Raw genomic sequence first — 22258 nt, 5'->3', positions numbered from 1 at the left:
TTGCAGAAATCGGGGCGATTAAAACGCCCCTCATTCGTTTAAGCGTAGCTTTCGATCGACGGGCAGGCGCATACCAGGTTGCGATCGCCGAAGACGTTGTCGACACGACCGACCGGCGGCCAGTATTTGCCTTCGATCAGCGACGCTACCGGATAAACGGCCTGCTCGCGGCTGTACGGGTGAGTCCACTCGCCAACCAGTTCTGCCGCCGTGTGCGGCGCGTTCTTCAGCGGGTTGTCGTCCTTGTCCAGCGTGCCGTTTTCCACCGCGCGGATTTCTTCGCGGATGCGAATCATGGCGTCGCAGAAGCGATCCAGTTCTTCCTTGGATTCGCTTTCGGTCGGCTCGATCATCAGCGTGCCCGCTACCGGAAACGACATGGTCGGCGCGTGGAAGCCGAAGTCGATCAGGCGCTTGGCGACGTCATCAACGCTGATGCCGCTGCTGTCTTTCAATGGACGCAGATCGAGAATGCACTCGTGCGCCACCAGGCCATTGCTGCCGGTGTACAGCACGGGATAGTGCTCCTCGAGACGACGGGAAATGTAGTTGGCGTTGAGGATCGCCAGCTGCGAAGCACGCTTAAGACCCGCGCCACCCATCATGCGAATGTACATCCAGGTGATCGGCAAAATACTTGCGCTGCCGAACGGTGCTGCGCAGACCGCGCCCTCTTTGCGTTCCATCTGGCCGTGGCCCGGCAGGAACGGGGTCAGGTGCGACTTGACGCCAATCGGGCCAACGCCCGGGCCGCCACCGCCGTGGGGGATGCAGAAAGTTTTGTGCAGGTTCAGGTGGGAAACGTCGCCGCCGAACTTGCCCGGTGCGCAGAGGCCAACCATCGCGTTCATGTTGGCACCGTCGATGTACACCTGGCCGCCGTTGTCATGAATGATGCCGCAGATTTCGCGAATGCCTTCTTCGAACACGCCGTGGGTCGACGGGTAAGTGATCATCAGTGCGGCGAGGTGTTCGCGATGCTCGATGGCTTTGGCGCGCAGGTCTTCGATGTCGACGTTGCCGCGCGCATCGCAGGCCGTCACAACAACGCGCATGCCAGCCATGTTGGCGGTGGCCGGGTTGGTGCCGTGGGCCGACGAGGGGATCAGGCAGATGTCGCGACGCTCATCGCCACGGCTCTGGTGGTAGGCGCGGATCGCCAGCAGGCCTGCGTATTCGCCTTGCGAACCGGCGTTCGGTTGCAGTGAGATCGCGTCGTACCCGGTGGCGGCGCAGAGCATCGCTTCCAGTTCGTCGGTCAGTTGCTGGTAACCGGCACTTTGTACGGCCGGGGCGAACGGGTGCAGCGCACCGAACTCAGCCCAGGTCACCGGGATCATTTCGCTGGCGGCGTTGAGTTTCATGGTGCACGAGCCCAGCGGGATCATGGTGCGATCCAGTGCCAGATCCTTGTCGGCCAGTTTGCGCAGGTAGCGCATCAGCTCGGTTTCCGAGTGATAACGGTTGAACACCGGGTGGCTGAGGATTGGCGACTGACGTACCAGCGAGGCTGGAATGGTGCTTTTTACGGAGGCGGCGAGAGCAGCGAAGTCCGGCAGGGTCTTGCCATCGGCGAACAGGCCCCACAGGGTTTCGATATCAGCCTGGGTGGTGGTTTCGTCGACCGACAGGCCCAGACGCTGAGCGTCGATCACGCGCAGGTTGATCTGCGCAGTGTATGCCTTGTCGTGCAGCGCGGCGGTTTGTGCGCCGGTGGCCACGGTCAGGGTGTCGAAGAAGCTCGCTTGTTCGACTTTCGCGCCCAGTGCGGTCAGGCCCTTGGCCAGAATCGCGGTCAGGTGATGCACGCGGTTGGCGATCTGCGTCAGGCCTTTCGGGCCGTGGTAGACGGCGTACATGCTGGCGATGTTGGCCAGCAGCACTTGCGCAGTGCAGATGTTCGACGTGGCCTTCTCGCGGCGGATGTGTTGCTCGCGGGTTTGCATCGCCAGACGCAGCGCCGGCTTGCCAAAACGGTCAACCGAAACGCCGACCAGACGGCCCGGCATGTCGCGCTTGAACGCATCTTTGGTGGAGAAGTAAGCCGCGTGCGGGCCACCAAAGCCCAGCGGCACGCCGAAGCGTTGCGCGGAACCGATGGCAACGTCTGCGCCGAACTCGCCTGGGGCGGTCAGCAGGGTCAGGGCCAGCAGGTCAGCGGCCACGGCCACCAACGCATTGGCGGCGTGGAAGCGTTCGGTCAGTTCGCGGTAGTCGAACACATCACCGTTGCTCGCCGGGTATTGCAGCAGTGCGCCGAAGAACGGCGTCACGTCCGTCAGTTCACGCTCATCGCCGACGACAATTTCGATGCCCAGCGGCTCGGCACGGGTGCGCAGCACGTCGAGGGTTTGCGGGTGGCTGTGGATCGAGGCGAAGAATTGGTGGCTGCCCTTGTTCTTGCTCAGGCGTTTGCAGAAAGTCATGGCTTCGGCAGCAGCGGTGGCTTCGTCGAGCAGGGAAGCGTTGGCGATCGGCAGGCCGGTGAGGTCGCTGATCATCGTCTGGAAGTTCAACAGCGCTTCGAGACGGCCCTGGGAAATCTCTGGCTGGTATGGGGTGTACGCGGTGTACCAGGCTGGATTTTCCAGCAGATTACGCAGGATCGGCGACGGCGTGTGGCAGTTGTAGTAGCCCTGGCCGATGTAGGTCTTGAACAGCTGATTTTTGCCGGCGATCGATTTGATCATCGCCAGGGCATCGGCTTCGCTCAAACCGTCGTCCATGCCGAGCACGCTGGTGCCCTTGATGCTTTCCGGGATGACACTGGCGCTCAGCGCTTCGAGCGAGTCGAAGCCGAGGCTGTTGAGCATGGCTTGCTCGTCACCGGCGCGCGGGCCGATATGACGGGCGATGAATTCGTTGGCGGTGCCAAGGTTTACTTGAGTCATGTCGGTGTTCCTCAGGCTTCGGCTTGGGCTTTGATCAGACGGTCGTATGCGTCCTGGTCGAGCAGTTTGCCGACGGCGGCGGCGTCAGTTGGCTGAAAGCGGAAGAACCAGCCTTCGCCCAGCGGATCTTCGTTGACCAGTTCCGGCGCGTCTTCGAGCGCCGGGTTGACGGCCAGTACTTCGCCGTCGAGGGGCATGTACACGCCGCTGGCGGCTTTCACCGATTCCACGGTGGCGGCTTCGGCGCCTTTGTCGTAGGCCTGCAGCTCAGGCAGTTGCACGAACACCACGTCGCCCAGGGCGTTCTGCGCGAAAGCGGTAATGCCGACAGTAACGCTGCCGTCAGCTTCGGTGCGCAGCCATTCGTGATCTTCAGTAAAACGCAACTCGCTCATGGAAACTCCTCAGGGGGCCAGACTCGTCTGGTGGACGCGATGGAATAGTCGGGCGCGGAGGCCCTTATTTATGAGGGGTTGATTAGCAAGAACGCGGCCAATGTTGATTTATCTATATAAATCAACAAGTTATCTTTTTTGGTGAGATGGCTTGAGCTGGGGTGTGTAGCGAAATCGCTACAGGCTGGAGCGAGGAAAAAAGCTGAACGGGATCAAAGCCTTGAACAGCGGTGATTGGAGGTGTGTGTAGCGATATCGTTCCGCTGTAGCGCTTTCAGTACAGATGGAGGTCGTTTTTAAACTGGGAACCCTGATTTTTTGAATTGGAAACCCGGACTGTAGGAGCTGCCGAAGGCTGCGATCTTGACCCGGGCAATACACATCCAAAGTCAAAAGATCGCAGCCTACGGCAGCTCCTACAAGGGGATTTGTGGTGTTCAGGGTTTGTTGGGTATGCCGTACTTGCGCAGGCGATGGGCGATCGCGGTGTGCGAAGTCTGCAGGCGGCTGGCCAGTTGCCGGGTCGAGGGATAGCTGACGTAGAGTTTTTCCAGCAGCGTTTTTTCGAAGGACTCGACGGCTTGTTCGAGGCTGTCGACGTCGCTGTCCGTCTGCCGGGCGACGGAGGTGCCAGCAATGTCGAGATCACCAATATCCACCAGGCTGCTCTCGCAAATCGCCGCCGCACGGAAGATCACGTTCTGCAATTGCCGCACGTTGCCCGGCCAGCGATTGCCGAGCAGCGCCGGGTAGGTTCCCGGGGCGAGGCGGCAGACCGGGCGCTGGATCTGCGCACAAGCTTGCTGCATGAAATAGCGCGCCAATAGCAGAATGTCCTGCCCGCGCTCACGCAGCGGCGGCACTTCAACGTTGAGCACATTGAGGCGATAGAACAGGTCTTCACGGAACAACCCTTCGCTGACCATTTTTTCCAGATCACGGTGGGTCGCGCTGAGTATGCGCACGTTGACCTTCACCTCGCGATCACCGCCCACGCGGCGGAAACTGCCGTCGTTCAAAAAGCGCAGCAACTTGGCTTGCAAGTACGGCGACATCTCGCCGATTTCATCGAGAAACACCGTGCCCTGGTTAGCCAGTTCCATCAGTCCCGGTTTGCCGCCACGCGCCGCACCGGTGAAGGCGCCGGGGGCGTAGCCGAACAGTTCGCTTTCGGCGAGGTTTTCTGGCAACGCTGCACAGTTCAGCGCCAGAAAAGGAGCGCTGTGGCGAGTGCTGATCGCGTGGCAGGCGCGGGCGACCAGTTCTTTGCCGGTGCCGGTTTCGCCTTGAATCAAAAGCGGTGCATCGAGGGCCGCCACCCGTTGAGCGCGCGCCTTGAGGGTGCGGATCGCCGGGGATTCGCCGAGCAATGCATCGAAACCTTCGGCATGGTCGTGGTGCAATGCCGAGAGTTGTTCGCCGATGCGGTTCGGTTGATACAAAGTGAGCAGGGCGCCCGCGTCAGTGATTGGCGTGGCGTCGAGCAACAAGGTCTGACCGTTGACGGTGATCTCGCGCAGTGGCAAACGAAAGCCGTGTTCGAGCAACGTATCGAGCAGGCCGGGATCGTTGAACAGTTCAGCGACACTTTCCCCCGCTGGTTCACGACCGTACAAGGCGATCAACGCCGGGTTGGCCAGCAGTACCTTGCCGACACTGTCGAGGGCGAGCACCGGGTCGGTCATCGCCGCGAGCAGTGCATCAAGCTGCAAGTGCCGACGCTGACCGGGGAGGATGTCGACCACGGTCACCGCTTCCACGCCGAGAACGCGAAACAGGGCATCTTTCAGCTCTTCGAGCACTTGCGGGCTGAGGGTCGGCGCGTCGATGTAGACGTTCGGCGGGATCATCTCCACCGCATCCAGATTGAGATTGCGCCCACCGAGGATAGCCAGGACTTCCTGGGTGATGCCGACGCGGTCGATGAAACTGACGTGGATACGCATGGGGCGGTTCAGTGATCTGCAGAGCGGAGGGTGGCAAGTATGCCTTGGGCTTGAAGGGAGGTGAAAGCAAAAGCACCCTCACCCCAGCCCTCTCCCAGGGGGAGAGGGAGCCGACCGAGGTGTCTGAGGTTTGACATCGACCTGAAAGAACCAGTCGATTATGAATTCGGTAAAGCAAGGTCAGGTCGGCGTGATTCCGGAGCATCCCCCAATCATCCCCCTCACCCCAGCCCTCTCCCGGAGGGAGAGGGGGCTGACCGAGGTGTCTTGGGTTTGACATCGACCTGAAGTAGCCAGTCGATTATGGATTCGGTAGAACTGGATCAAGTCGGCGTAACTCTGAAGCATCCCCCAATCAGTCCCCTCTCCCTTTGGGAGAGGGCTAGGGTGAGGGGCTTTTGCGGGTTACTCGAAATGCTCAAGATTGACCGCATCCCCGGATTGCATATTCAACTTCTGCCGAATGTCTTCAAACATCAGGTCGTAATGCTTGTGCACCGAACCGATCTGGCTGTGATCCTTGGGAATTCCGTATTTTTCGGCGATCCGGGTCACGTCGCGAGCAAAGTTGTAAGCCTCTTCCTTGGGCAGGAAAAACGTTTCCTTCATGTCTTTGCCTTGCATGCTGCCATGCATCGTGAACTGGATGCCTTTGCCTTTCTGCGGGTCGGTGAACACTTCATAGTCGAGGTGCACGTTGTAACTCACGTCATCCGGAGTCAACGCGTGCCGCTCAATATGCAGATGACCGGGTTCAAACTGGGCCATGGGTTTCTCCTTTCAAGGCATGGGAGAAGGGCAGACCTCGGGCCTGCCCCCGGAGTTTCTAATTATCGGTAAGTGATGCCCGGCTTCGCCGTGGTCACTCGAGTACCGGCAGTACCCTGGACAATCGCTTCGATATCCGCCAGCGAACCGATCACCGCAACTTTGCCAGTATGGCGCGCAAATTCGCAGGCTGCCTGCACCTTCGGCCCCATGGATCCAGCGGCAAAGCCGAGGCGCTCCAGTTCATCCGGATGCGCTTCGGCAATGGCTTTCTGCGTCGGTTTGCCGTAATCGATGAACGCCGCGTTGACGTCGGTGGCGATCACCAGCAGGTCGGCTTCCAGTTGCTCGGCGAGCAGCGACGAGCACAGGTCCTTGTCGATCACCGCCTCGATGCCTTTGAGGTTGCGGTTCTCGTCGTACATGGTCGGAATCCCGCCGCCACCGGCGCAAATCACGATGCTGCCTTTGTCCAGCAGCCACTTGATCGGGCGGATTTCGAAGATGCGTTTTGGTCGTGGACTGGCCACCACACGACGGAATTTGTCGCCGTCCGGGGCAATTGCCCAGCCTTTTTCGGCGGCGAGTTTTTCCGCTTCGGCCTTGTCGTAGACCGGGCCGATCGGTTTGGTCGGGTTCTGAAAGGCCGGATCCTTGGCGTCGACTTCAACCTGGGTCAGCAGGGTGGCGAAGGGCACCTCGAAATCGAGCAGGTTGCCCAGTTCCTGTTCGATGATGTAACCGATCATGCCTTCGGTTTCGGCACCGAGCACGTCCAGCGGGTAAGGGGTGACGGACGTGTAGGCCGCCGCTTGCAGCGACAGCAGGCCGACTTGCGGGCCATTGCCGTGGGCGATGACCAGTTGGTTGCCGGGATGGATCTTGGCGATTTGCTCGGTGGCGATGCGGATGTTGGCGCGCTGATTGTCAGCGGTCATCGGTTCACCACGGCGGAGCAGGGCGTTACCGCCCAGCGCTACGACGATACGCATGGTGCATGTCCTTCTAATCAGAGGAGAGGCAAACAACTCGATATTCCTGTCGGAACCGGGATCCCCTGTGGGAGCGAGCCTGCTCGCGAAGGCGTCAGATCAGTCGACATCTCTGTTGAATGATCCACCGCTTTCGCTAGCAGGCTAGCCCCCACCTTTGGTACCGGTTCCTTCAGTGGGAGCTGTTTCAGTTACAGATCAGCCAGGGTCGAGACCAGAATCGCCTTGATCGTGTGCATGCGGTTTTCCGCTTGCTCGAAGGCGATGCAGGCTGGGGACTCGAACACGTCGTCGGTCACTTCGATGCCGTTTTTCAAATGCGGATACTGCTCGGCAATCTGTTTGCCGACCTTGGTATCACTGTTGTGGAACGCCGGCAGGCAGTGCATGAACTTGGTGCGCGGGTTGCCGCTGGCTTTCATCAGTTCAGCGTTGACCTGATACGGCAGCAGTTGCTGGATACGCTCGGCCCAGGCTTCCACCGGTTCGCCCATCGATACCCAAACGTCGGTGTGGATGAAGTCGACGCCTTTGACGGCGGCTTTCGGGTCTTCGGTCAGGGTGATGCGCGCACCGCTTTCTTCCGCATATTTGTGGCAGCGCTCGACCAGATCATCCAGTGGCCACAGCGCTTTTGGCGCGCAGATACGTACGTCCATACCAAGCTTGGCGCCGACCAGCAGCAGCGAGTTGCCCATGTTGTTGCGCGCATCGCCGAGGTAGGCGTAGCTGATTTCATGGATCGGCTTGTCGGCGTGTTCACGCATGGTCAGCACGTCGGCGATCATCTGAGTCGGGTGATATTCATCGGTCAGACCGTTGAATACCGGCACGCCGGCGAACTTGGCCAGCTCTTCGACGATTTCCTGTTTGAAGCCACGGTACTCGATGGCGTCGTACATGCGCCCCAGCACGCGGGCGGTGTCCTTCATGCTTTCTTTGTGGCCGATCTGCGACGAGTTCGGATCGATGTAGGTGACGTTGGCGCCTTGGTCATAGGCCGCCACTTCGAAGGCGCAACGGGTGCGGGTCGAGGTTTTTTCGAAGATCAGGGCGATGTTGTTGCCCTTCAGGTGTTGCTGCTCGGTGCCGGTGTATTTCGCGCGTTTGAGATCGCGGGACAGGTCGAGCAGGTAACGCAGCTCACGTGGGGTGTGGTGTTCCAGGCTGAGCAGGTTACGGTTGTGAATGTTGAACGCCATGATGATTCTCCTTGGATTCGGTAATCGGCCCGGCCGCTACGGGATGGGTGCGGCCGGGGAGATGGTCGTTTAGTAATCGATTGGGTCACGCACGATCGGGCAGGTCATGCAGTGGCCGCCGCCACGGCCTCGGCCGAGTTCACCGGCGCTGATGGTGATGACTTCCACGCCTGCCTTGCGCAGCAGGGTGTTGGTGTAGGTGTTGCGGTCATAGCCGATGACCACGCCGGGCTCCACGGCTACCACGTTGTTGCCGTCGTCCCATTGCTCGCGTTCGGCGGCGAAGCTGTTGCCGCCGGTTTCCACCACGCGCAGCTTCGGCAGGTTGAGGGCTTTGGCCACGGTGTCGAGGAAGGTGCCTTCCTCGCGGCGGATGTCGATGCCGCCCTGTTTGCTTTCGTCAGGGCGCAGGGTGAACGCGACGATCTGATTCACTACTTCCGGGAAAATCGTCACCAGGTCGCGGTCGCAGAAGCTGAACACGGTGTCGAGGTGCATCGCGGCGCGGGACTTCGGCAGGCCGGCGACGATGACTTTTTCCACGGCCTTGTTCTTGAACAGGTTCAGCGCCAGTTGGCCGATGGCCTGACGCGATGAGCGCTCGCCCATACCGATCAACACCACGCCGTTGCCGATCGGCATGACATCGCCGCCCTCAAGGGTGGAGCTGCCGTGATCCTTGTCCGGGTCGCCGTACCAGATCTCGAATTCGGCGTTGGTGAACTGCGGGTGGAATTTGTAGATGGCGGTGGTCAGCAGGGTTTCCTGCCGACGCGCTGGCCAGTACATCGGGTTCAGCGTCACGCCACCATAGATCCAGCAGGTGGTGTCGCGGGTGAACTGGGTGTTCGGCAGCGGCGGCAGAATGAAGCTGGAGTGGCCGAGGAAGTCGCGGAACATCTGGATGGTCTTGCCACCGAAGCTGTCCGGCAGATCATCGGCAGACACGCCGCCAATCAGGAATTCGGCGATGTGCCGTGGCTCGAGGCTTTTCAGCCAGGACTTCACTTCGTTGATCAGGCCCAGGCCCACCGAATCGGCGGTGACCTTGCGCTCGAGAATCCAGTCCAGCGCCTCAGGGATGGCGACGATGTCGGTCAGCAAGTTGTGCATTTCCAGCACGTCGATGCCGCGCTCGCGCATTTTGGTGACGAAGTCGAAGTGGTCGCGCTTGGCCTGAGCCACCCAGAGCACGTCATCGAACAGCAGTTCATCGCAGTTGTTCGGGGTCAGCCGCTGATGGGCCAGACCTGGGGAGCACACCATGACTTTGCGCAGTTTGCCGGCTTCGGAATGGACGCCGTACTTAACTTTTTCCGTGGTCATTTCAGATCCTCCAGATAACAAATCAATCAGGGATTACAGAGTCAGGAAGCCGTCGTAGAGACCGTAGGCAGCCACCAGGGCACCCACGACCACTGCGGCGAAAATCAGCTTCTCGACGTTAGTGAAAATCGGTTGTTTGAGTTCCAGCTTGGCTTTGGCGAACAGGATCGCGCCAGGTGCGTAGAGCAGGGCCGAGAGCAGCAGATACTTGACCCCGCCGGCATACAGCAGCCACACCGCGTAGATCAGCGCGATGCCGCCGATAATCAGATCTTTGCGCCGTTCGGCCGCAAAGCCTTCGTAGCTTTCCCCGCGCACTGCCAGCAGCAGGGCATAGGCTGCCGACCACAGGTACGGCACCAGAATCATCGAAGTGGCGAGGTAGATCAGCGACAGGTAAGTACTGGCCGAGAACAGTGTGATGATCAGGAAAATCTGCACCATCGCGTTGGTCAGCCACAGGGCATTGACCGGTACGTGGTTGGCGTTTTCCTTGCGCAAGAACTCCGGCATGGTGTGGTCTTTGGCGGCGGCGAACATGATCTCCGCACACAGCAGCACCCACGACAGCAGTGCCCCCAGCAACGAGATGATCAGACCGACGCTGATCAGCACCGCCCCCCAGTGGCCGACCACATGCTCAAGCACGGCCGCCATCGACGGGTTCTGCAGTTTCGCCAGTTCCGGTTGGGTCATGATGCCCAGCGACAGCACGTTGACCAGCACCAGAAACAGCAGCACGGTGATGAAGCCGATCACGGTGGCTTTACCGACGTCCGAGCGTTTTTCGGCGCGGGCGGAGAAGATGCTTGCACCCTCGATACCGATGAACACCCAGACGGTGACCAGCATCATGTTGCGCACCTGGTTCATCACACTGCCCAGATCCGGATTTTTGATGCCCCAGATGTCAGCGGTGAAGATGTCCAGTTTGAAGGCGAACACCGCGATCAATACGAACAGCAGCAGCGGTACGACCTTGGCGACCGTGGTCACCAGGTTGATGAACGCCGCTTCCTTGATCCCGCGCAGCACCAGAAAGTGCACGGCCCATAGCAGCACAGAAGCGCCAACCACCGCCGCAACGGTGTTGCCCTCGCCGAAAATCGGAAAGAAATAGCCGAGGGTGCTGAAGAGCAGAACGAAGTATCCGACGTTGCCCAGCCAGGCACTGATCCAGTAACCCCAAGCGGACGAGAAACCCATGTAATCGCCGAATCCGGCCTTGGCGTAGGCGTAGACACCGCCGTCCAGGTCAGGCTTGCGATTGGCGAGGGTTTGAAAGACAAAAGCGAGGGTGAGCATGCCGACAGCGGTGATGGCCCAACCAATCAGTACTGCACCGACATCGGCGCTGGCGGCCATGTTTTGTGGCAAAGAAAATATCCCGCCACCGATCATTGAGCCGACTACCAATGCAACCAGTGCACCTAGTCGTAGTTTTCCGGGAGCTTCAGACATTGCATGACTCCATTGCAGGAGAGAAGAGATCACAGCGTAGTTCTGTTGTCTGTTCAAACAGCTGACTTAGATCAGTGCATGGTCACATTCCATTGTTAATGAATGACTTAGGCTTCGGCTGAAGGCATAAAGCTATTGCCTGCAAGGCCCGTCCTAGAGGCGTTGTGGCTACATTGTTGGGAATGGCTATTATTACTTTCGAATTATCACGCTAGTTCTTTTTCAGCTTTTGGCAAATTTTCCGCCTCTGTTTTCAGTACAGAATTGAATTATCGGGATCAGCGCACAAAACTGTCTTAACGTGCTAGGCGTTAGCGTCATCGGCTATATATTTACTGGCTTTATCTGATATCCATCATCTTGCTTTATTGATTTAGTAAATAGTTGTTACAAACAACCGCTCATCACTTCATAAAGGGAAAATGAAATGTCGCAACCGACGCAAAAGCTGCGATTAGGCGCGTTGATCGCCCTGGTGGTGGGTTCGATGATTGGCGGAGGGATTTTCTCGCTGCCGCAGAACATGGCGGCGCGCGCCGATGCCGGGGCGATTCTGATCGGTTGGGGGATTACCGCGATCGGTATGCTGACCCTGGCGTTTGTATTCCAGACGTTGGCCAATCGCAAGCCGGAACTGGATTCCGGCGTGTATGCCTACGCCAAGGCCGGGTTTGGCGACTACATGGGCTTTTCGTCCGCCTGGGGTTACTGGATCAGCGCGTGGCTGGGCAACGTCGGTTATTTCGTGCTGCTGTTCAGCACCCTCGGTTACTTCTTTCCGGTGTTCGGCCAAGGCAATACGCCGATCGCCATCGGCTGCGCGTCGGTGCTGCTGTGGGCCGTGCATTTTCTGGTGATGCGCGGGATCAAGGAAGCGGCGCTGATCAATCAACTGACCACGGTGGCCAAAGTCGTGCCGCTGATCATGTTCATCGTCATCGCGGCGGTGGCGTTCAAGGCTGACATTTTTACCCGCGACATCTGGGGCACCAGCAACCCGAATTTCGGCGGGGTGATGGATCAGGTGCGCAACATGATGCTGGTCACGGTGTTCGTGTTCATCGGCATCGAAGGCGCCAGTGTGTACTCGGCGCGGGCGGAGAAACGCAGCGACGTCGGCCGCGCCACGGTGATCGGTTTTATCGGTGTGCTGGCGCTGCTGGTGCTGGTCAACGTGCTGTCGCTGGGGATCATGAGCCAGCCGGAACTGGCCAATCTGCAGAACCCGTCGCTGGCGGCGGTGCTCGAGCACATTGTCGGGCCGTGGGGTGCGTTGCTGATCAGCATTGGCCTGGCGATTTCACTGCTCGGCGCGTTGCTGTCCTGGGCCTTGCTGTGCGCGGAAATCCTCTTCGCCACGGCCAAGGACAAGACCATGCCGGCGTTCCTGAAAAAGGAAAACAAGAACCATGTGCCGGTCAACGCGTTGTGGCTGACCAACGCGATGATCCAGATTTTTCTGTTGATCACGCTGTTCTCGGCGGGCACTTACACCAGTCTGATTTATCTGGCGTCGTCGATGATTCTGGTGCCGTACCTGTGGTCGGCGGCGTACGCGGTGTTGCTCAGCGGGCGCGGCGAAACCTACGAACACGCCTCGGCCGAGCGCACCAAGGACCTGCTGATCGGCGGCATCGCCCTCGGTTATGCGGTGTGGTTGTTGTATGCCGGCGGGGTGAAGTATTTGCTGCTCTCGGCGCTCTTGTATGCACCCGGGGTGATCCTGTTTGCCAAGGCCAAGCATGAGGCGGGCGAGCCGTTGTTCACCCATGTCGAGAAGGGCATTTTCACCTGCGTGATCATCGGCGCGGGGCTGGCGGCGTACGGGTTGTACAGCGGTGTGCTGTCGTTGTGAGGCTGTCGCTTGCGTATGTGCCGCCGTATGACTGGGAGGCGATGTTGGGGTTTCTCGCGGCGCGGGCGTTGGAGGTGCTGGAAGGTGAGCGGCCGACAGCGCGGGAATTGTCGTTGCGTGCTGAGGCGTGGCGGCCGTATCGAGGATATGCGGCGCAGCTGTTGTGGACATCTTTGAGCCGGGCAGATTGATACACCATCGCTCGGCCTGAAATTGCAGCCCTCACCCCAGCCCTCTCCCGGAGGGAGAGGGGGCCGACCGAGGTGTCTTGCGCTGTCCAACGACCTGAAAGACCGAGTCGATTATGGATTCAGCGCCAAGCGTTCAGGTCGGTGAATTTATTCAATATCCCCGAATCAGTCCCTCTCCCTCTGAAAGAGGGGGCCGACCGAGGTGTTTTGCGCTGTCCATTGACCTGCAAGACCGAGTCGATTATGGATTCCGAATCAATCGTTCAAGTCGGTGAATCTCTTCAATATCCCCCAATCAGTCCCCTCTCCCTATGGGCGGTCCGACGTTTCGGGAGGGTTAGGGTGAGGGGCTTTTTAAACCCACAGTGGTCGATGGGAACCCAATTCTGTAGCTGGCAACGCCCACTGAATCGGCGTGCCGCTGATCTTCACCGGCACCTGCAAACGATGCGCCGGGCCCCACGGGGTCTGCTCTATCGACGTACTCTGATCCTGTTCATCCTCGACGCGCAACGCTTCAGTTGTCCCCGGCCCATGCTCGATCAACAACTTCGCCGTACGCGCCAGCGACAACCGCGCCGAGCCACCGCGACCCGTGTTCAAACGCTCGGTCAACAGTCGGAGCGCACTCGCCGCCAGCAAATACCCCGTCGCATGATCCAGCGCCTGCACCGGCAATGGCGTCGGCACCTCGGCCTGCTTCCAATGCTGGCCGGCTTCGGCAATGCCGCTGCTCATCTGCACCAGACTGTCGAAGCCCCGGCGGTTCTGCCACGGGCCGCTCCAGCCGTAAGCGTTGAGAGCGACATCGATCAGGCCCGGTGCCAGTTGGCGACGGCGCTCAACGCCGAAACCGAGAGTCTCCAGCGCATCGGCGCGGTAACCGTGCAGCAGAATGTCGGCGTCTTTCAACAAACCCTCGAAAACTGCACGATCAGCCGGATCCCGCAGGTTCAGCCGCGCGCAGCGTTTGCCGAGGGTCATTTCCGGGACGACACCAGGCTCATTCCAGGTCGGGGAATCGATGCGCAACACGTTGGCGCCAAGGCCAGCGAGGAAGCGACTGGCAGTGGGACCCGCGAGTACGCGTGTCAGATCCAGCACTTTGAGCCCGGCCAACGGTTGCGCCAGCGAGCCTTGCCACGCTGGATTGTTCTCATCCGGCGACTCGAGGAAATGCACCAGCGGTTCGGCATTCACCGCGAGCCCCTGCGGATGCTTCTGCCACTGTGCCAAACTGCGCATTTCGGCGGCGCAGCCCTTGGCCTCGACCACCGCTTGCTCCAGATCTGTACTCGCCCATTGCGCGACTTTCGCCGCCATCGCGGCACGGTCGGCGCAGGCACCGAGCACACGTTCAGCGGCGGCGCGGTGATGTGGAGCGTTGGTGTGCAGGCGGATCCAGCCGTCGCGGGTCTGGTAATCGCCAGCGACTGGATCCCACAGTGGCGGGACTTGCCAGTCGATGGGACGGATTGATGTGGCAAACCAGAACGAGGCCAATCGACGATCGACTTCAACGGCAAGTTGCTGACCGGTCTGCTGCCGGAGCAATTCGCTGACGGCCTGACCGGCAGCGGCAATGCTGGCGCAGGCAAGCTCAGTGACGGCGAATGCCGAGGGCAGTGCGCCATCGGCGGTGAACGGAATCGGCGTGTGCGGCAAGCCGAGTGCGGCTTGAATGGACGTGAGTAAATCAGTCATCGAAGGCCCTCCGGAGCGAGAGGGCGATGATAGTGCAAAAGAATCCCGAGTCAGATGAAATCACCGGCAGGTGAACACTCACCCCTGTGGGAGCGAGCTTGCTCGCGAAGGGGCCGTCACATTCAACATCATTACTGAATGGCAGACCGCTTTCGCGAGCAAGCTCGCTCCCACAGGGTTCAACGGTGTAGCGTCAGACGCGGAACTGATCCATCAATTTCATCTGCTGACTCGCCAGGGCATTGAGCTGGCTGCTGATCGCCGCCGACTCGGTGGCTTGCTCGGTCAGCGTCTCGGTGACGGTACGAATCGCCGAAACGTTGCGATTGACCTCTTCAGCCACCGCACTCTGCTGTTCGGCCGCACTGGCAATCTGCAAGTTCATGTCGCTGATCACCGTCACCGCGTCGCTGATCTTGCCCAGCGCATCCACCGCCTGACGAATCTGTCCGGCGTTGTTGTGCGCCTGGGTCTGGCTCGAATGCATGGTCGCGACCACGCCCCGCGTACCGGTCTGAATCCGCTCGATCACGATGCGAATCTCTTCCACTGAATCCTGCGTACGTTTGGCGAGGTTGCGCACCTCGTCGGCAACCACGGCAAAACCACGGCCGCTCTCACCGGCACGGGCCGCTTCAATCGCCGCGTTAAGGGCGAGCAGGTTGGTCTGCTCGGCGATGCTGCGGATCACTTCCAGCACCGAGCCGATCTGCTCGCTATTCACCGCCAACGCTTCAACTTCGGTCACAGCCTTGCTGACTTCATCGGCCAGTTGGTTGATGTCGCGGGTGCTGCGCTCGATGATCGACATACCATCTTTGGCCGACTGATCGGCACCTTTCGCCGCATTGGCCGCGTTCGATGCGCTGTTGGCGACGTCATGGGCAGTGGCGCTCATTTCGTTGGAGGCGGTGGCGACCTGATCGATCTCGCGGAACTGCACCTGCATGCCTTCGCTGGTCTGACGGGCGATTTCCGAAGACTGGTCGGCGGTGCCACGGGCTTCGGTGATGCTCTGCTTGATCTGCGCGATGGTCGGTTGCAGCTTGTCGAGGAAGCGGTTGAACCAGTTCACCAGTTCGCCCAGTTCATCCTGCTTGCTGTAGTTCAGGCGTTGGGTCAGATCGCCTTCGCCGCTGGCGATGTTCTTCAGCATCTCGGCAACGCTGTTGATCGGGCGAGTAACGCCGGACGCGGTCAGCCAGATCAGCAACAGGCCGACCAGACCGGCGACCACGGCAACCAGCAGCGCTGTGATCACGCCGGTATCCTGAGCATCGTCGAGTACCGCTTGCAACTTGACCGAGTCGGCCAGCAGCACTTGTTTCGGCAAGTCGATGACCACGCCCCAGGCGCGTGAGTTACCGATCGGGTCGACCGGGTACACCGCACGAATCAGGTCGCCCTGTTCAAGAATCTTCGGGGTGCCGGAGGTCAGCAGTTGCAGCACATCTTTGCCATCGGCACCGAGGGTGTCGCTGATCTTTTTGCCGACCTTGCTCGCGTCGGAGCTGTCGGCAGCGAGCACGCCGCTGCCGGAGACGATCAGCATGTGCCCGGCGTTGTTGAACAGGTTGCGCTGGGAGTCGACGGCCGCTGCTTGCAGGGCGTCGAGGGCGATGTCGACGCCAACCACGCCGATGGCTTTGCCGTCGACAATAAACGGCACGGAAATGGTCGTCATGAGCATTTCCTTGCCGCCGACGGTGTCGGCATACGGGTCGAGCAGGCAAGTGCGCTTGGCATCGCGAGGGCAGGTGTACCAGCTGTTATACGGGGTGCCGCTGACGCTGAGAGTGGTTTTGGTCAGGTCTTCTTCGACCATGATCGTGTTCAGTGAGGCGCCGGCGGCGCGGCTCCAGTAGGTGGCAAAACGTCCGGCTTCGTTGGACTGGCGCGCGGCATCGTTGGCGAATTCGCTGTCCTTGCCGTCGAGAGCGTTCGGTTCGAAAGCGAGCCAGATGCCGAGCACTTTGTCGTTGCGCTCGAAGGCGGTTTTCAGGCTCAGGTTCAACTCTTCGCGCAAGGCGCCGGCGTCCAGCGAACGCTTGGCGGCCATGACGCGCATGTCCTTGATCTGATCCGCTACGGCAGTGATCACCGTCAGGCTTTCACCGAAGGTTTTCTGCACCCGCACGGCTTGTTCGGCAGCTTTGGCTTGCAACAGATTCTGCACACTGGCGGTGAGCAATTTGTTGCTGGAGTTGCTGACCAGTTCGTCGTTCTGGTTGGTCTGGTAGATGTTCATGCCGACGATCAGCGCGACTACACCGAGCAGGCACAGGCCGGAGAGCAGAACGATTTTCAGGCGAATGGACAGAGCGTCGAACATAGGGCGATCTCGCGAATGAATAAACGGGTGGCAGGCGGATATGAACTACCCGGTTCGCCAAATCCATTCAGCGCCATTCAATGCTCATCGGCGTGGAAGCAGAGGGCATGAGGCGCGTGCCGACGGACGGTCAGTGCTAAACGTTTGCGCAGGAGAATGTGCTGAAAAAGCGAATAATTACAGGGAAGTTTCAGTGCGATGACGGGTCAGTACAGACCCGGATGGTTTCCGGGCGTGTCCAGATCCACAGATTGCCCAGGCTCATCCCGGCTATCGCCAGATAGACCGGCCAGCCGTGGTCGAGCATCACCAGCATCAGAGTCGCGCAGAGCAACATGCTTACCGTCGCACTGATCTTGGCCTTGCGCGCGATGATCTTGCCGTTGCGCCAGTTGCTCAGGATCGGCCCGAACAGGCGATGGTTTTCCAGCCAGGCACTCAGGCGCGGTGAGCTGCGCGTCGCGGCCCAGGCGGCGAGGAGGATGAACTCGGTGGTCGGCAGGCCTGGCACGACGATGGCGATCAGGCCAATGCCGAGGCTGACGTAGGCCAAGAGGCCGAACAGCACGCGGGCGAGTTTCGAGGAGGCGGGTTGCGGCATGGGCTCGGGATTGCTGTGAGGCGAGATGGGGATTCTACAGACTTGCGCTGTTCCCATGTGGGAGCGAGCTTGCTCGCGAAAGCGGTATGTCAGTCACATCAGTGTTGAATGTGCCGCCGTCTTCGCGAGCAAGCTCGCTCCCACAGGGTTTTGTGGTGTGTCGGGGATCAGGCCGGTTCGGCTTCTGTGGCGTAAGCCTGTTCCAGCAGCACGGTGAAGCGGTTGAATGCATCGATCGCGCCTTGCTCCACCTCAGCCTCTTCTTCAGCGCTGAATTGCAGCGAATCGAGAGTACGCACGAAGCTTTTCCAGCCTTCGGCACGGCCACCTTCAGGCTCGCCGAGGTGACGGGCGCCAAAGGTTTCGTTCAGCTCCAGCGCTACGGCGCGTTTGATCAGGAATGCCGCACCGAGCTTCGAACCTTCGGAGACAAAGATCCAGCCCAGTGCGCGAGCCTTGCTCGGATTTTTCACCGCGCCCGCAACCGGAGCCGGCACTTCGGTGTCCAGATCAGCCAAGTCAGCCTTGGCCGCTTCGGCACGGCAACGGGCCGGCAGGTCAGGGACGATGGCGGTGAGTTCGGCGTCGTTGTACAGGTCGACCAGTTCCGACTGGAACAGGTACTGCGCAACGACAAAACGCGCGAAGTTGGCGCGGGTCTCGAACGGCGCGTGGGCTTTGACCAAGGCGTCGAGCTTGCTGTGCGGCTCATGGGTTATCTGGTTCAGGCGTTGTGAACGCAGGGCTTTTTCCGAAGTGGTCATGACATGTCCTTGATAAAAGAGGCGCTTGATAACGAGACGAACAAGGCGACGTGCAAGCGTAAAAAAACCTCACTGCGCGGGGAGAAAACACGCGCAGTGAGGTTGGCCGGATCAGATGTCCCAGATCAGATTGATCGCGAAGTTGCGGCCCGGTTGGGTCAGGCGATCGAGGTTGGCCGGCTGCGTCACCGAGGCTTCGCCAACGCTGTCGTAACCGCGCACGTCATCCCACAGCCAGTATTTCTTGTCGGTCAGGTTGTAGATGCCGCCGCTGACGGTGACGTCGTCGGTGACTTTGTAATAACCGGCCAGATCAAGAATGCCGAAACCCGGGGTTTTGAACTGGCTGCTGACGCCATCCGGCGACTTGAAGTTGCTGTCGTCGACGCGATCCTTTTTCTTCACCACGGTCCAGCTCAGCAGGCCGCCGTAGTTGTCCTGGTCGTAACCCAGACCGAACACGCCGGTCAGCGGGTTGACGCTGTTGATCGGCTCGCCGTTGTCGTTGTTGCGACCGTAGGCGTAGGCGATCGAGCCTTGGGTGTAGAGGCCTTGCGGGGCGCCGAACGCATCCAGATTCAGGCGACCTTTGACTTCCGCACCCTTGATGGTGGCGTGCTTGATGTTGGCCGACTGGAAGGTCAGCTCGTTGCGGCCCGGGGTCACAGCGTCTTCGTTGATGAAGTCGCGGTACTTGTTATAGAACACTGCCACGTCGAACGAACCGTGTTCGAAGTTGCCGCGCAGACCGGTTTCATAACTTTTGCTTTTCTCCGGTTCCAGGTCCGGGTTCGGCGCCACGCTGTAGCCGGTGGTGGTGTTTTCGAAGCGGCCGTACAGGGCTTTCGCGGTCGGTGTGCGGAAACCTTCAGCGTACTGACCGTACCAAGTGTAATTCTCGGTCAGGGCGTAGGTCAGGCCGAATTTCGGCGAGACTTTGTGCCAGGTCTTGTTTTCGTCGCTGACCGTGCCTTGGCCGTCAGCCGCCACGGTGTTGAGGAATTCCTGAGTGATGTGCGGCTTGAGCTGGGTGTAGTCGTAGCGCAGGCCCGGCAGGAAGGTCCAGTTGTTCCAGCTGATCTGATCCTGAGCGAACACGCTGTAGGTGTTGATGGTCGGGTCCGGGAAGTCGGTGGCTTTGGCCAACACGTCAGCGGTACTGGTTGCGCCGATAGCGCTGCAGCCCCGGCCGACGGCCAGGCAGGTGCCGTCGCCGCTGCGCGAGCCGGTGACTTTCTGTTGCTTGATGGTGGTGCCGTAAGTCAGCACGTGATCGGTGGCGCCGATGGCGAACGCCTTGTCCAGTTGCGCATCGAAGACCCACTGCTTTTCTTCGTAGATCGTGTCGCGAGTACGCAGCACTTTACGGGTGATCGGGTAGTAGAACTCGGTGGTGCTCTGGTCGGTCTTGGCGATCTGGTGGTTGAGGCTCCACTTCACGTTGTCGACCAGCAGGCTGTCGAGGGCGAACGAGTGTTCGATGCCGATACGCTCACGGGTGATCGTGTCGTTACCGGTGCGCCACTGGTACATGCCGCCGGGCAGCACGCTGTTCGGAATGGTCGGCGCGCCGTTGAAGTACGGGCCGCCGTAAGCGCTTTTCTGATCGGTGTCGCGATCATCCTTGTACTTTTCGTAGGTCAGGCCCAGACGCGAATCGTCGTTGTAGTTCCAGCCGATCTTGGCCAGCACGTTGTAGGCGCGGACGTCTTCCGGGTTGGCGGCGGTGCGCTCAAGGCCAGTGCCATTGTTGCTGCCGTAGGAATCGGTTTCGTGGCCGTCGCGTTGGCTGTAGTGCAGCAAACCGTCGAACTGGTCGGCACGGCCGGCAAGTGTGGCGGACTTCAGCCAGCTGTCATCGGCGGAGCTGTAACCGGTTTTCATGCGGGCGCCGACGTCTTTGCCTGGCTTGATGATGTCGTCGGCATCGAGGGTGTAATAGCTGACGGCGCCGCCGATGGCGTTGCTGCCGTACAGCACCGAGGCCGGGCCACGGAGGATTTCCACGCGTTTGACGATTTCCGGATCGACGTAGTTGCGCTGGGTCTTGGCGTACGGGCCGTTGAAGAAACCGTCTGGCACTTCCACACCATCAACCTGCGTCAGGATGCGGTCGCCGTCGATACCACGGATGTTGTAGCCGCTGATGCCGCCACGGGTGCCGGCGCCGCCGACGGAAACGCCCGGCTCATAACGCACCAGATCCTTGATAGTGTTGACGTTGTTGCGGTCCAGATCCTGACGGGTCTGCACGGTGACGGTAGCCGGCACGCTGTTGACCGACTGCTCCTGACGGGTGGCGCTGATGGTCACCTGATCCAGATTGAGCGTGCCGCTGGCGTTGCGCTTTTCCAGCACGACGTTGTTGTTGCCGATTTTGCGGAAGCTCAGGTTGGTCCCCACCAACAGACGCTCCAGGGCTTTTTCCGCTGGCAATGAGCCACGCACGCCCGGCGACGACACGCCCTGACCCAGTTCTGCCGGCAAGCCGACCTGCCAACCGGTCACGGCGGTGAAGGCATTGAGTGCCGACACCAGCGGCTGCTGGCCGATGGCGAACGAGTAATCGCCCATGTTGCGCGTCGGTTGCTCAGTGGCAGCCATCAGTGGCGCGGTGCCGGCCATCAGAATGGCAGCGGTCAGCAGCGACAATACGCGAGAAGGGGAGGAAGTCTGGCGGGTAAGGCGTGAGGACATCGATAGCGCTCCGTGTCGCACGAATCTTTATAGGTGCTGATTGCTTCGCGTGTTGCGAATCAATTGCATTGGCTATAACGAGACGTACTGACGTTGGCTATCGAGTAAAAATAATTCTCATTTAGTTCAAAATCACCAGCGCGGGGAATTCCTGCAGGCGCGCCGAGGTGATGTGCGCGAGGGAACGCACCACGTCGAGCGGCTGGTCGAGACGGTAATTGCCGGTCACGGCGACGTCCGCCAGTTGCTCGTTGTTGTTGATGATCCAGCCCGGATAGTAGCGGCGCAATTCGGCCAGCACCTGATTCAGCGGGCAGTTTTCGAACACCAGCCGGCCCTGGACCCAGGCCAGATCGGTGTTGGCATCGAGTTTGGCCGGGCGGTCGAAACCGTTGGGGCCGATGCGAATGCTCTCGCCGGCAGTCAGGCGCACACGAGCATCGTTATGGGTGGCGCGCAGATCGACGTCGCCGCGTTGCACATTGACCTGCGCGACGCCATCGAGATAACGCACGGCGAACGCGGTATCGCGCACGCTGGCGGTGACCGGGCCGGCATCGATTTCCAGCGGTTGACTGCGGCCGCTGGCGATCTCGAAAAACGCCTCGCCCTGAAACAACCGGGCAACGCGCTGCTGATCGTTGATGGTGCTGGAGAATGCCGAGTTGGTATTGAGCAGGACTTTCGAGCCGTCCTCCAATTGCAGACGCTGGCGCTCGCCGACCACGGTCAAATGATCGGCCTGAATGCGCATCGGCAAATTGCTGAAACTGAACAGACCGAGCACCAGCACGGCGGCGGTGGCCAACGGTTTCCAGTGCGGGTGCAGACGCTTGAGGAAAGTGACCTTTGCAGGCTTGGCCGCCAGGCTTTGCGCGCACAGGGCGACTTGCGGGCCGTCCCAGATCGCCTGAGCCTTGGCGAACGCCTCGGCATTCAACGGATCAGCCGCCAGCCAGGCATGAAACTGCCGGGTCTGCTCCTCGTCCGGGCTGCCGAGCACGATGAGCCAGTCCAAAGCCTGGTCCATTGCGTTGGCAGCGTCCTGCACCGAATCCGGCGAAGGCGAGCGGTGGGTGTCCGTCACGGTGTTTCCTCGGCAGTGTCTGCGCACGGCTGTTTTTTCAAGTGAA

General features: G+C 60.1%; 16 protein-coding genes and 1 pseudogene. 2 read left to right on the top strand and 15 right to left on the bottom strand.

Annotation, left to right across the window (positions count from 1 at the left end):
- Positions 1-38: 38 nt before the first annotated feature.
- The 8 genes from gcvP to arcD (ACRRSD_RS08595) form a co-directional block, all read right to left on the bottom strand.
- Positions 39-2891 (bottom strand): aminomethyl-transferring glycine dehydrogenase, encoded by a 2853-nt coding sequence (gene gcvP, locus ACRRSD_RS08630; RefSeq protein WP_435037805.1) that lies wholly within the window; start codon positions 2889-2891, stop codon positions 39-41.
- A gap of 11 nt (positions 2892-2902) precedes the next feature.
- Positions 2903-3286 (bottom strand): glycine cleavage system protein GcvH, encoded by a 384-nt coding sequence (gene gcvH, locus ACRRSD_RS08625; protein ID WP_435037804.1) that lies wholly within the window; start codon positions 3284-3286, stop codon positions 2903-2905.
- A gap of 437 nt (positions 3287-3723) precedes the next feature.
- Positions 3724-5232 (bottom strand): sigma-54-dependent transcriptional regulator, encoded by a 1509-nt coding sequence (locus tag ACRRSD_RS08620; RefSeq protein ID WP_435037803.1) that lies wholly within the window; start codon positions 5230-5232, stop codon positions 3724-3726.
- Positions 5233-5637: 405 nt separating this feature from the next.
- On the bottom strand, positions 5638-6000 hold the full coding sequence (locus tag ACRRSD_RS08615; protein ID WP_435037802.1) for a DUF5064 family protein: 363 nt from the start codon (positions 5998-6000) through the stop codon (positions 5638-5640).
- A 62-nt stretch (positions 6001-6062) separates the two neighbouring features.
- Positions 6063-6992: a carbamate kinase gene (gene arcC / locus ACRRSD_RS08610; protein WP_034153407.1), complete on the bottom strand. Its 930-nt coding sequence runs from the start codon at positions 6990-6992 to the stop codon at positions 6063-6065.
- A 191-nt stretch (positions 6993-7183) separates the two neighbouring features.
- Positions 7184-8194, bottom strand: coding sequence for an ornithine carbamoyltransferase (locus ACRRSD_RS08605; protein ID WP_008086805.1), 1011 nt, complete (start codon positions 8192-8194; stop codon positions 7184-7186).
- Positions 8195-8263: 69 nt separating this feature from the next.
- Positions 8264-9520 carry an arginine deiminase gene (gene arcA / locus ACRRSD_RS08600; RefSeq protein WP_095112273.1) on the bottom strand — a complete coding sequence of 419 codons (1257 nt, stop codon included), beginning with the start codon at positions 9518-9520 and terminating at the stop codon, positions 8264-8266.
- 33 nt (positions 9521-9553) lie between these two features.
- Positions 9554-10981, bottom strand: coding sequence for an arginine-ornithine antiporter (gene arcD / locus ACRRSD_RS08595; protein WP_435037801.1), 1428 nt, complete (start codon positions 10979-10981; stop codon positions 9554-9556).
- A gap of 427 nt (positions 10982-11408) precedes the next feature.
- Here arcD (ACRRSD_RS08595) and arcD (ACRRSD_RS08590) point away from each other — a divergent pair, with 427 nt between their 5' ends.
- Together arcD (ACRRSD_RS08590) and ACRRSD_RS08585 are read left to right on the top strand one after the other, a co-directional pair.
- Complete coding sequence (gene arcD, locus ACRRSD_RS08590; protein ID WP_122606648.1) at positions 11409-12836, top strand: arginine-ornithine antiporter; 1428 nt, start codon at positions 11409-11411, stop codon at positions 12834-12836.
- Entirely contained in the window at positions 12833-13027 is a 195-nt protein-coding gene (locus ACRRSD_RS08585) for an AlkA N-terminal domain-containing protein (protein WP_435037800.1), read from the top strand. The genes arcD (ACRRSD_RS08590) and ACRRSD_RS08585 overlap by 4 nt, the downstream gene beginning before the upstream one ends.
- Positions 13028-13381: 354 nt before the next feature.
- Here ACRRSD_RS08585 and ACRRSD_RS08580 read toward each other — a convergent pair whose 3' ends face one another.
- The 7 genes and pseudogenes from ACRRSD_RS08580 to ACRRSD_RS08550 all read right to left on the bottom strand — a co-directional run bounded on the left by ACRRSD_RS08580 (position 13382) and on the right by ACRRSD_RS08550 (position 22212).
- Positions 13382-14731 (bottom strand): CoA transferase, encoded by a 1350-nt coding sequence (locus ACRRSD_RS08580; RefSeq protein WP_435037799.1) that lies wholly within the window; start codon positions 14729-14731, stop codon positions 13382-13384.
- Between the two features lie 193 nt (positions 14732-14924).
- Positions 14925-15680, bottom strand: coding sequence for a methyl-accepting chemotaxis protein (locus tag ACRRSD_RS08575; protein WP_400507418.1), 756 nt, complete (start codon positions 15678-15680; stop codon positions 14925-14927).
- A 102-nt stretch (positions 15681-15782) separates the two neighbouring features.
- Positions 15783-16790, bottom strand: a pseudogene (locus ACRRSD_RS08570) (PDC sensor domain-containing protein); the annotation flags it as partial.
- A 463-nt stretch (positions 16791-17253) separates the two neighbouring features.
- Positions 17254-17664, bottom strand: a complete 411-nt coding sequence (locus ACRRSD_RS08565) for a YbaN family protein (protein ID WP_435037798.1) — start codon at positions 17662-17664, stop codon at positions 17254-17256.
- Positions 17665-17831: 167 nt separating this feature from the next.
- Complete coding sequence (locus ACRRSD_RS08560) at positions 17832-18428, bottom strand: biliverdin-producing heme oxygenase (protein WP_435037797.1); 597 nt, start codon at positions 18426-18428, stop codon at positions 17832-17834.
- 111 nt (positions 18429-18539) lie between these two features.
- Positions 18540-21125, bottom strand: coding sequence for a TonB-dependent receptor (locus ACRRSD_RS08555; RefSeq protein ID WP_435037796.1), 2586 nt, complete (start codon positions 21123-21125; stop codon positions 18540-18542).
- Between the two features lie 121 nt (positions 21126-21246).
- The gene (locus ACRRSD_RS08550; protein ID WP_435037795.1) at positions 21247-22212 is read right to left on the bottom strand and encodes a FecR family protein; all 966 of its coding nucleotides are present in this window, start codon (positions 22210-22212) and stop codon (positions 21247-21249) included.
- Positions 22213-22258: the final 46 nt, after the last annotated feature.

Origin of the sequence: Pseudomonas neuropathica (assembly GCF_051174785.1) — a bacterium.
Classification (GTDB): domain Bacteria; phylum Pseudomonadota; class Gammaproteobacteria; order Pseudomonadales; family Pseudomonadaceae; genus Aquipseudomonas; species Aquipseudomonas neuropathica_A.
The sequence above is the reverse complement of the archived record's forward strand: the minus strand, read 5'-3'. Positions and strand labels throughout refer to the sequence as shown.

Coding starts and splice junctions, on each gene's coding strand:
- gcvP (WP_435037805.1), bottom strand. CDS start 2,891: ATGACTCAAGTAAACCTTGGCACCGCCAACGAATTCATCGCCCGTCAT.
- gcvH (WP_435037804.1), bottom strand. CDS start 3,286: ATGAGCGAGTTGCGTTTTACTGAAGATCACGAATGGCTGCGCACCGAA.
- ACRRSD_RS08620 (WP_435037803.1), bottom strand. CDS start 5,232: ATGCGTATCCACGTCAGTTTCATCGACCGCGTCGGCATCACCCAGGAA.
- ACRRSD_RS08615 (WP_435037802.1), bottom strand. CDS start 6,000: ATGGCCCAGTTTGAACCCGGTCATCTGCATATTGAGCGGCACGCGTTG.
- arcC (WP_034153407.1), bottom strand. CDS start 6,992: ATGCGTATCGTCGTAGCGCTGGGCGGTAACGCCCTGCTCCGCCGTGGT.
- ACRRSD_RS08605 (WP_008086805.1), bottom strand. CDS start 8,194: ATGGCGTTCAACATTCACAACCGTAACCTGCTCAGCCTGGAACACCAC.
- arcA (WP_095112273.1), bottom strand. CDS start 9,520: ATGACCACGGAAAAAGTTAAGTACGGCGTCCATTCCGAAGCCGGCAAA.
- arcD (WP_435037801.1), bottom strand. CDS start 10,981: ATGTCTGAAGCTCCCGGAAAACTACGACTAGGTGCACTGGTTGCATTG.
- arcD (WP_122606648.1), top strand. CDS start 11,409: ATGTCGCAACCGACGCAAAAGCTGCGATTAGGCGCGTTGATCGCCCTG.
- ACRRSD_RS08580 (WP_435037799.1), bottom strand. CDS start 14,731: ATGACTGATTTACTCACGTCCATTCAAGCCGCACTCGGCTTGCCGCAC.
- ACRRSD_RS08575 (WP_400507418.1), bottom strand. CDS start 15,680: ATGCAGGTGCAGTTCCGCGAGATCGATCAGGTCGCCACCGCCTCCAAC.
- ACRRSD_RS08565 (WP_435037798.1), bottom strand. CDS start 17,664: ATGCCGCAACCCGCCTCCTCGAAACTCGCCCGCGTGCTGTTCGGCCTC.
- ACRRSD_RS08560 (WP_435037797.1), bottom strand. CDS start 18,428: ATGACCACTTCGGAAAAAGCCCTGCGTTCACAACGCCTGAACCAGATA.
- ACRRSD_RS08555 (WP_435037796.1), bottom strand. CDS start 21,125: ATGTCCTCACGCCTTACCCGCCAGACTTCCTCCCCTTCTCGCGTATTG.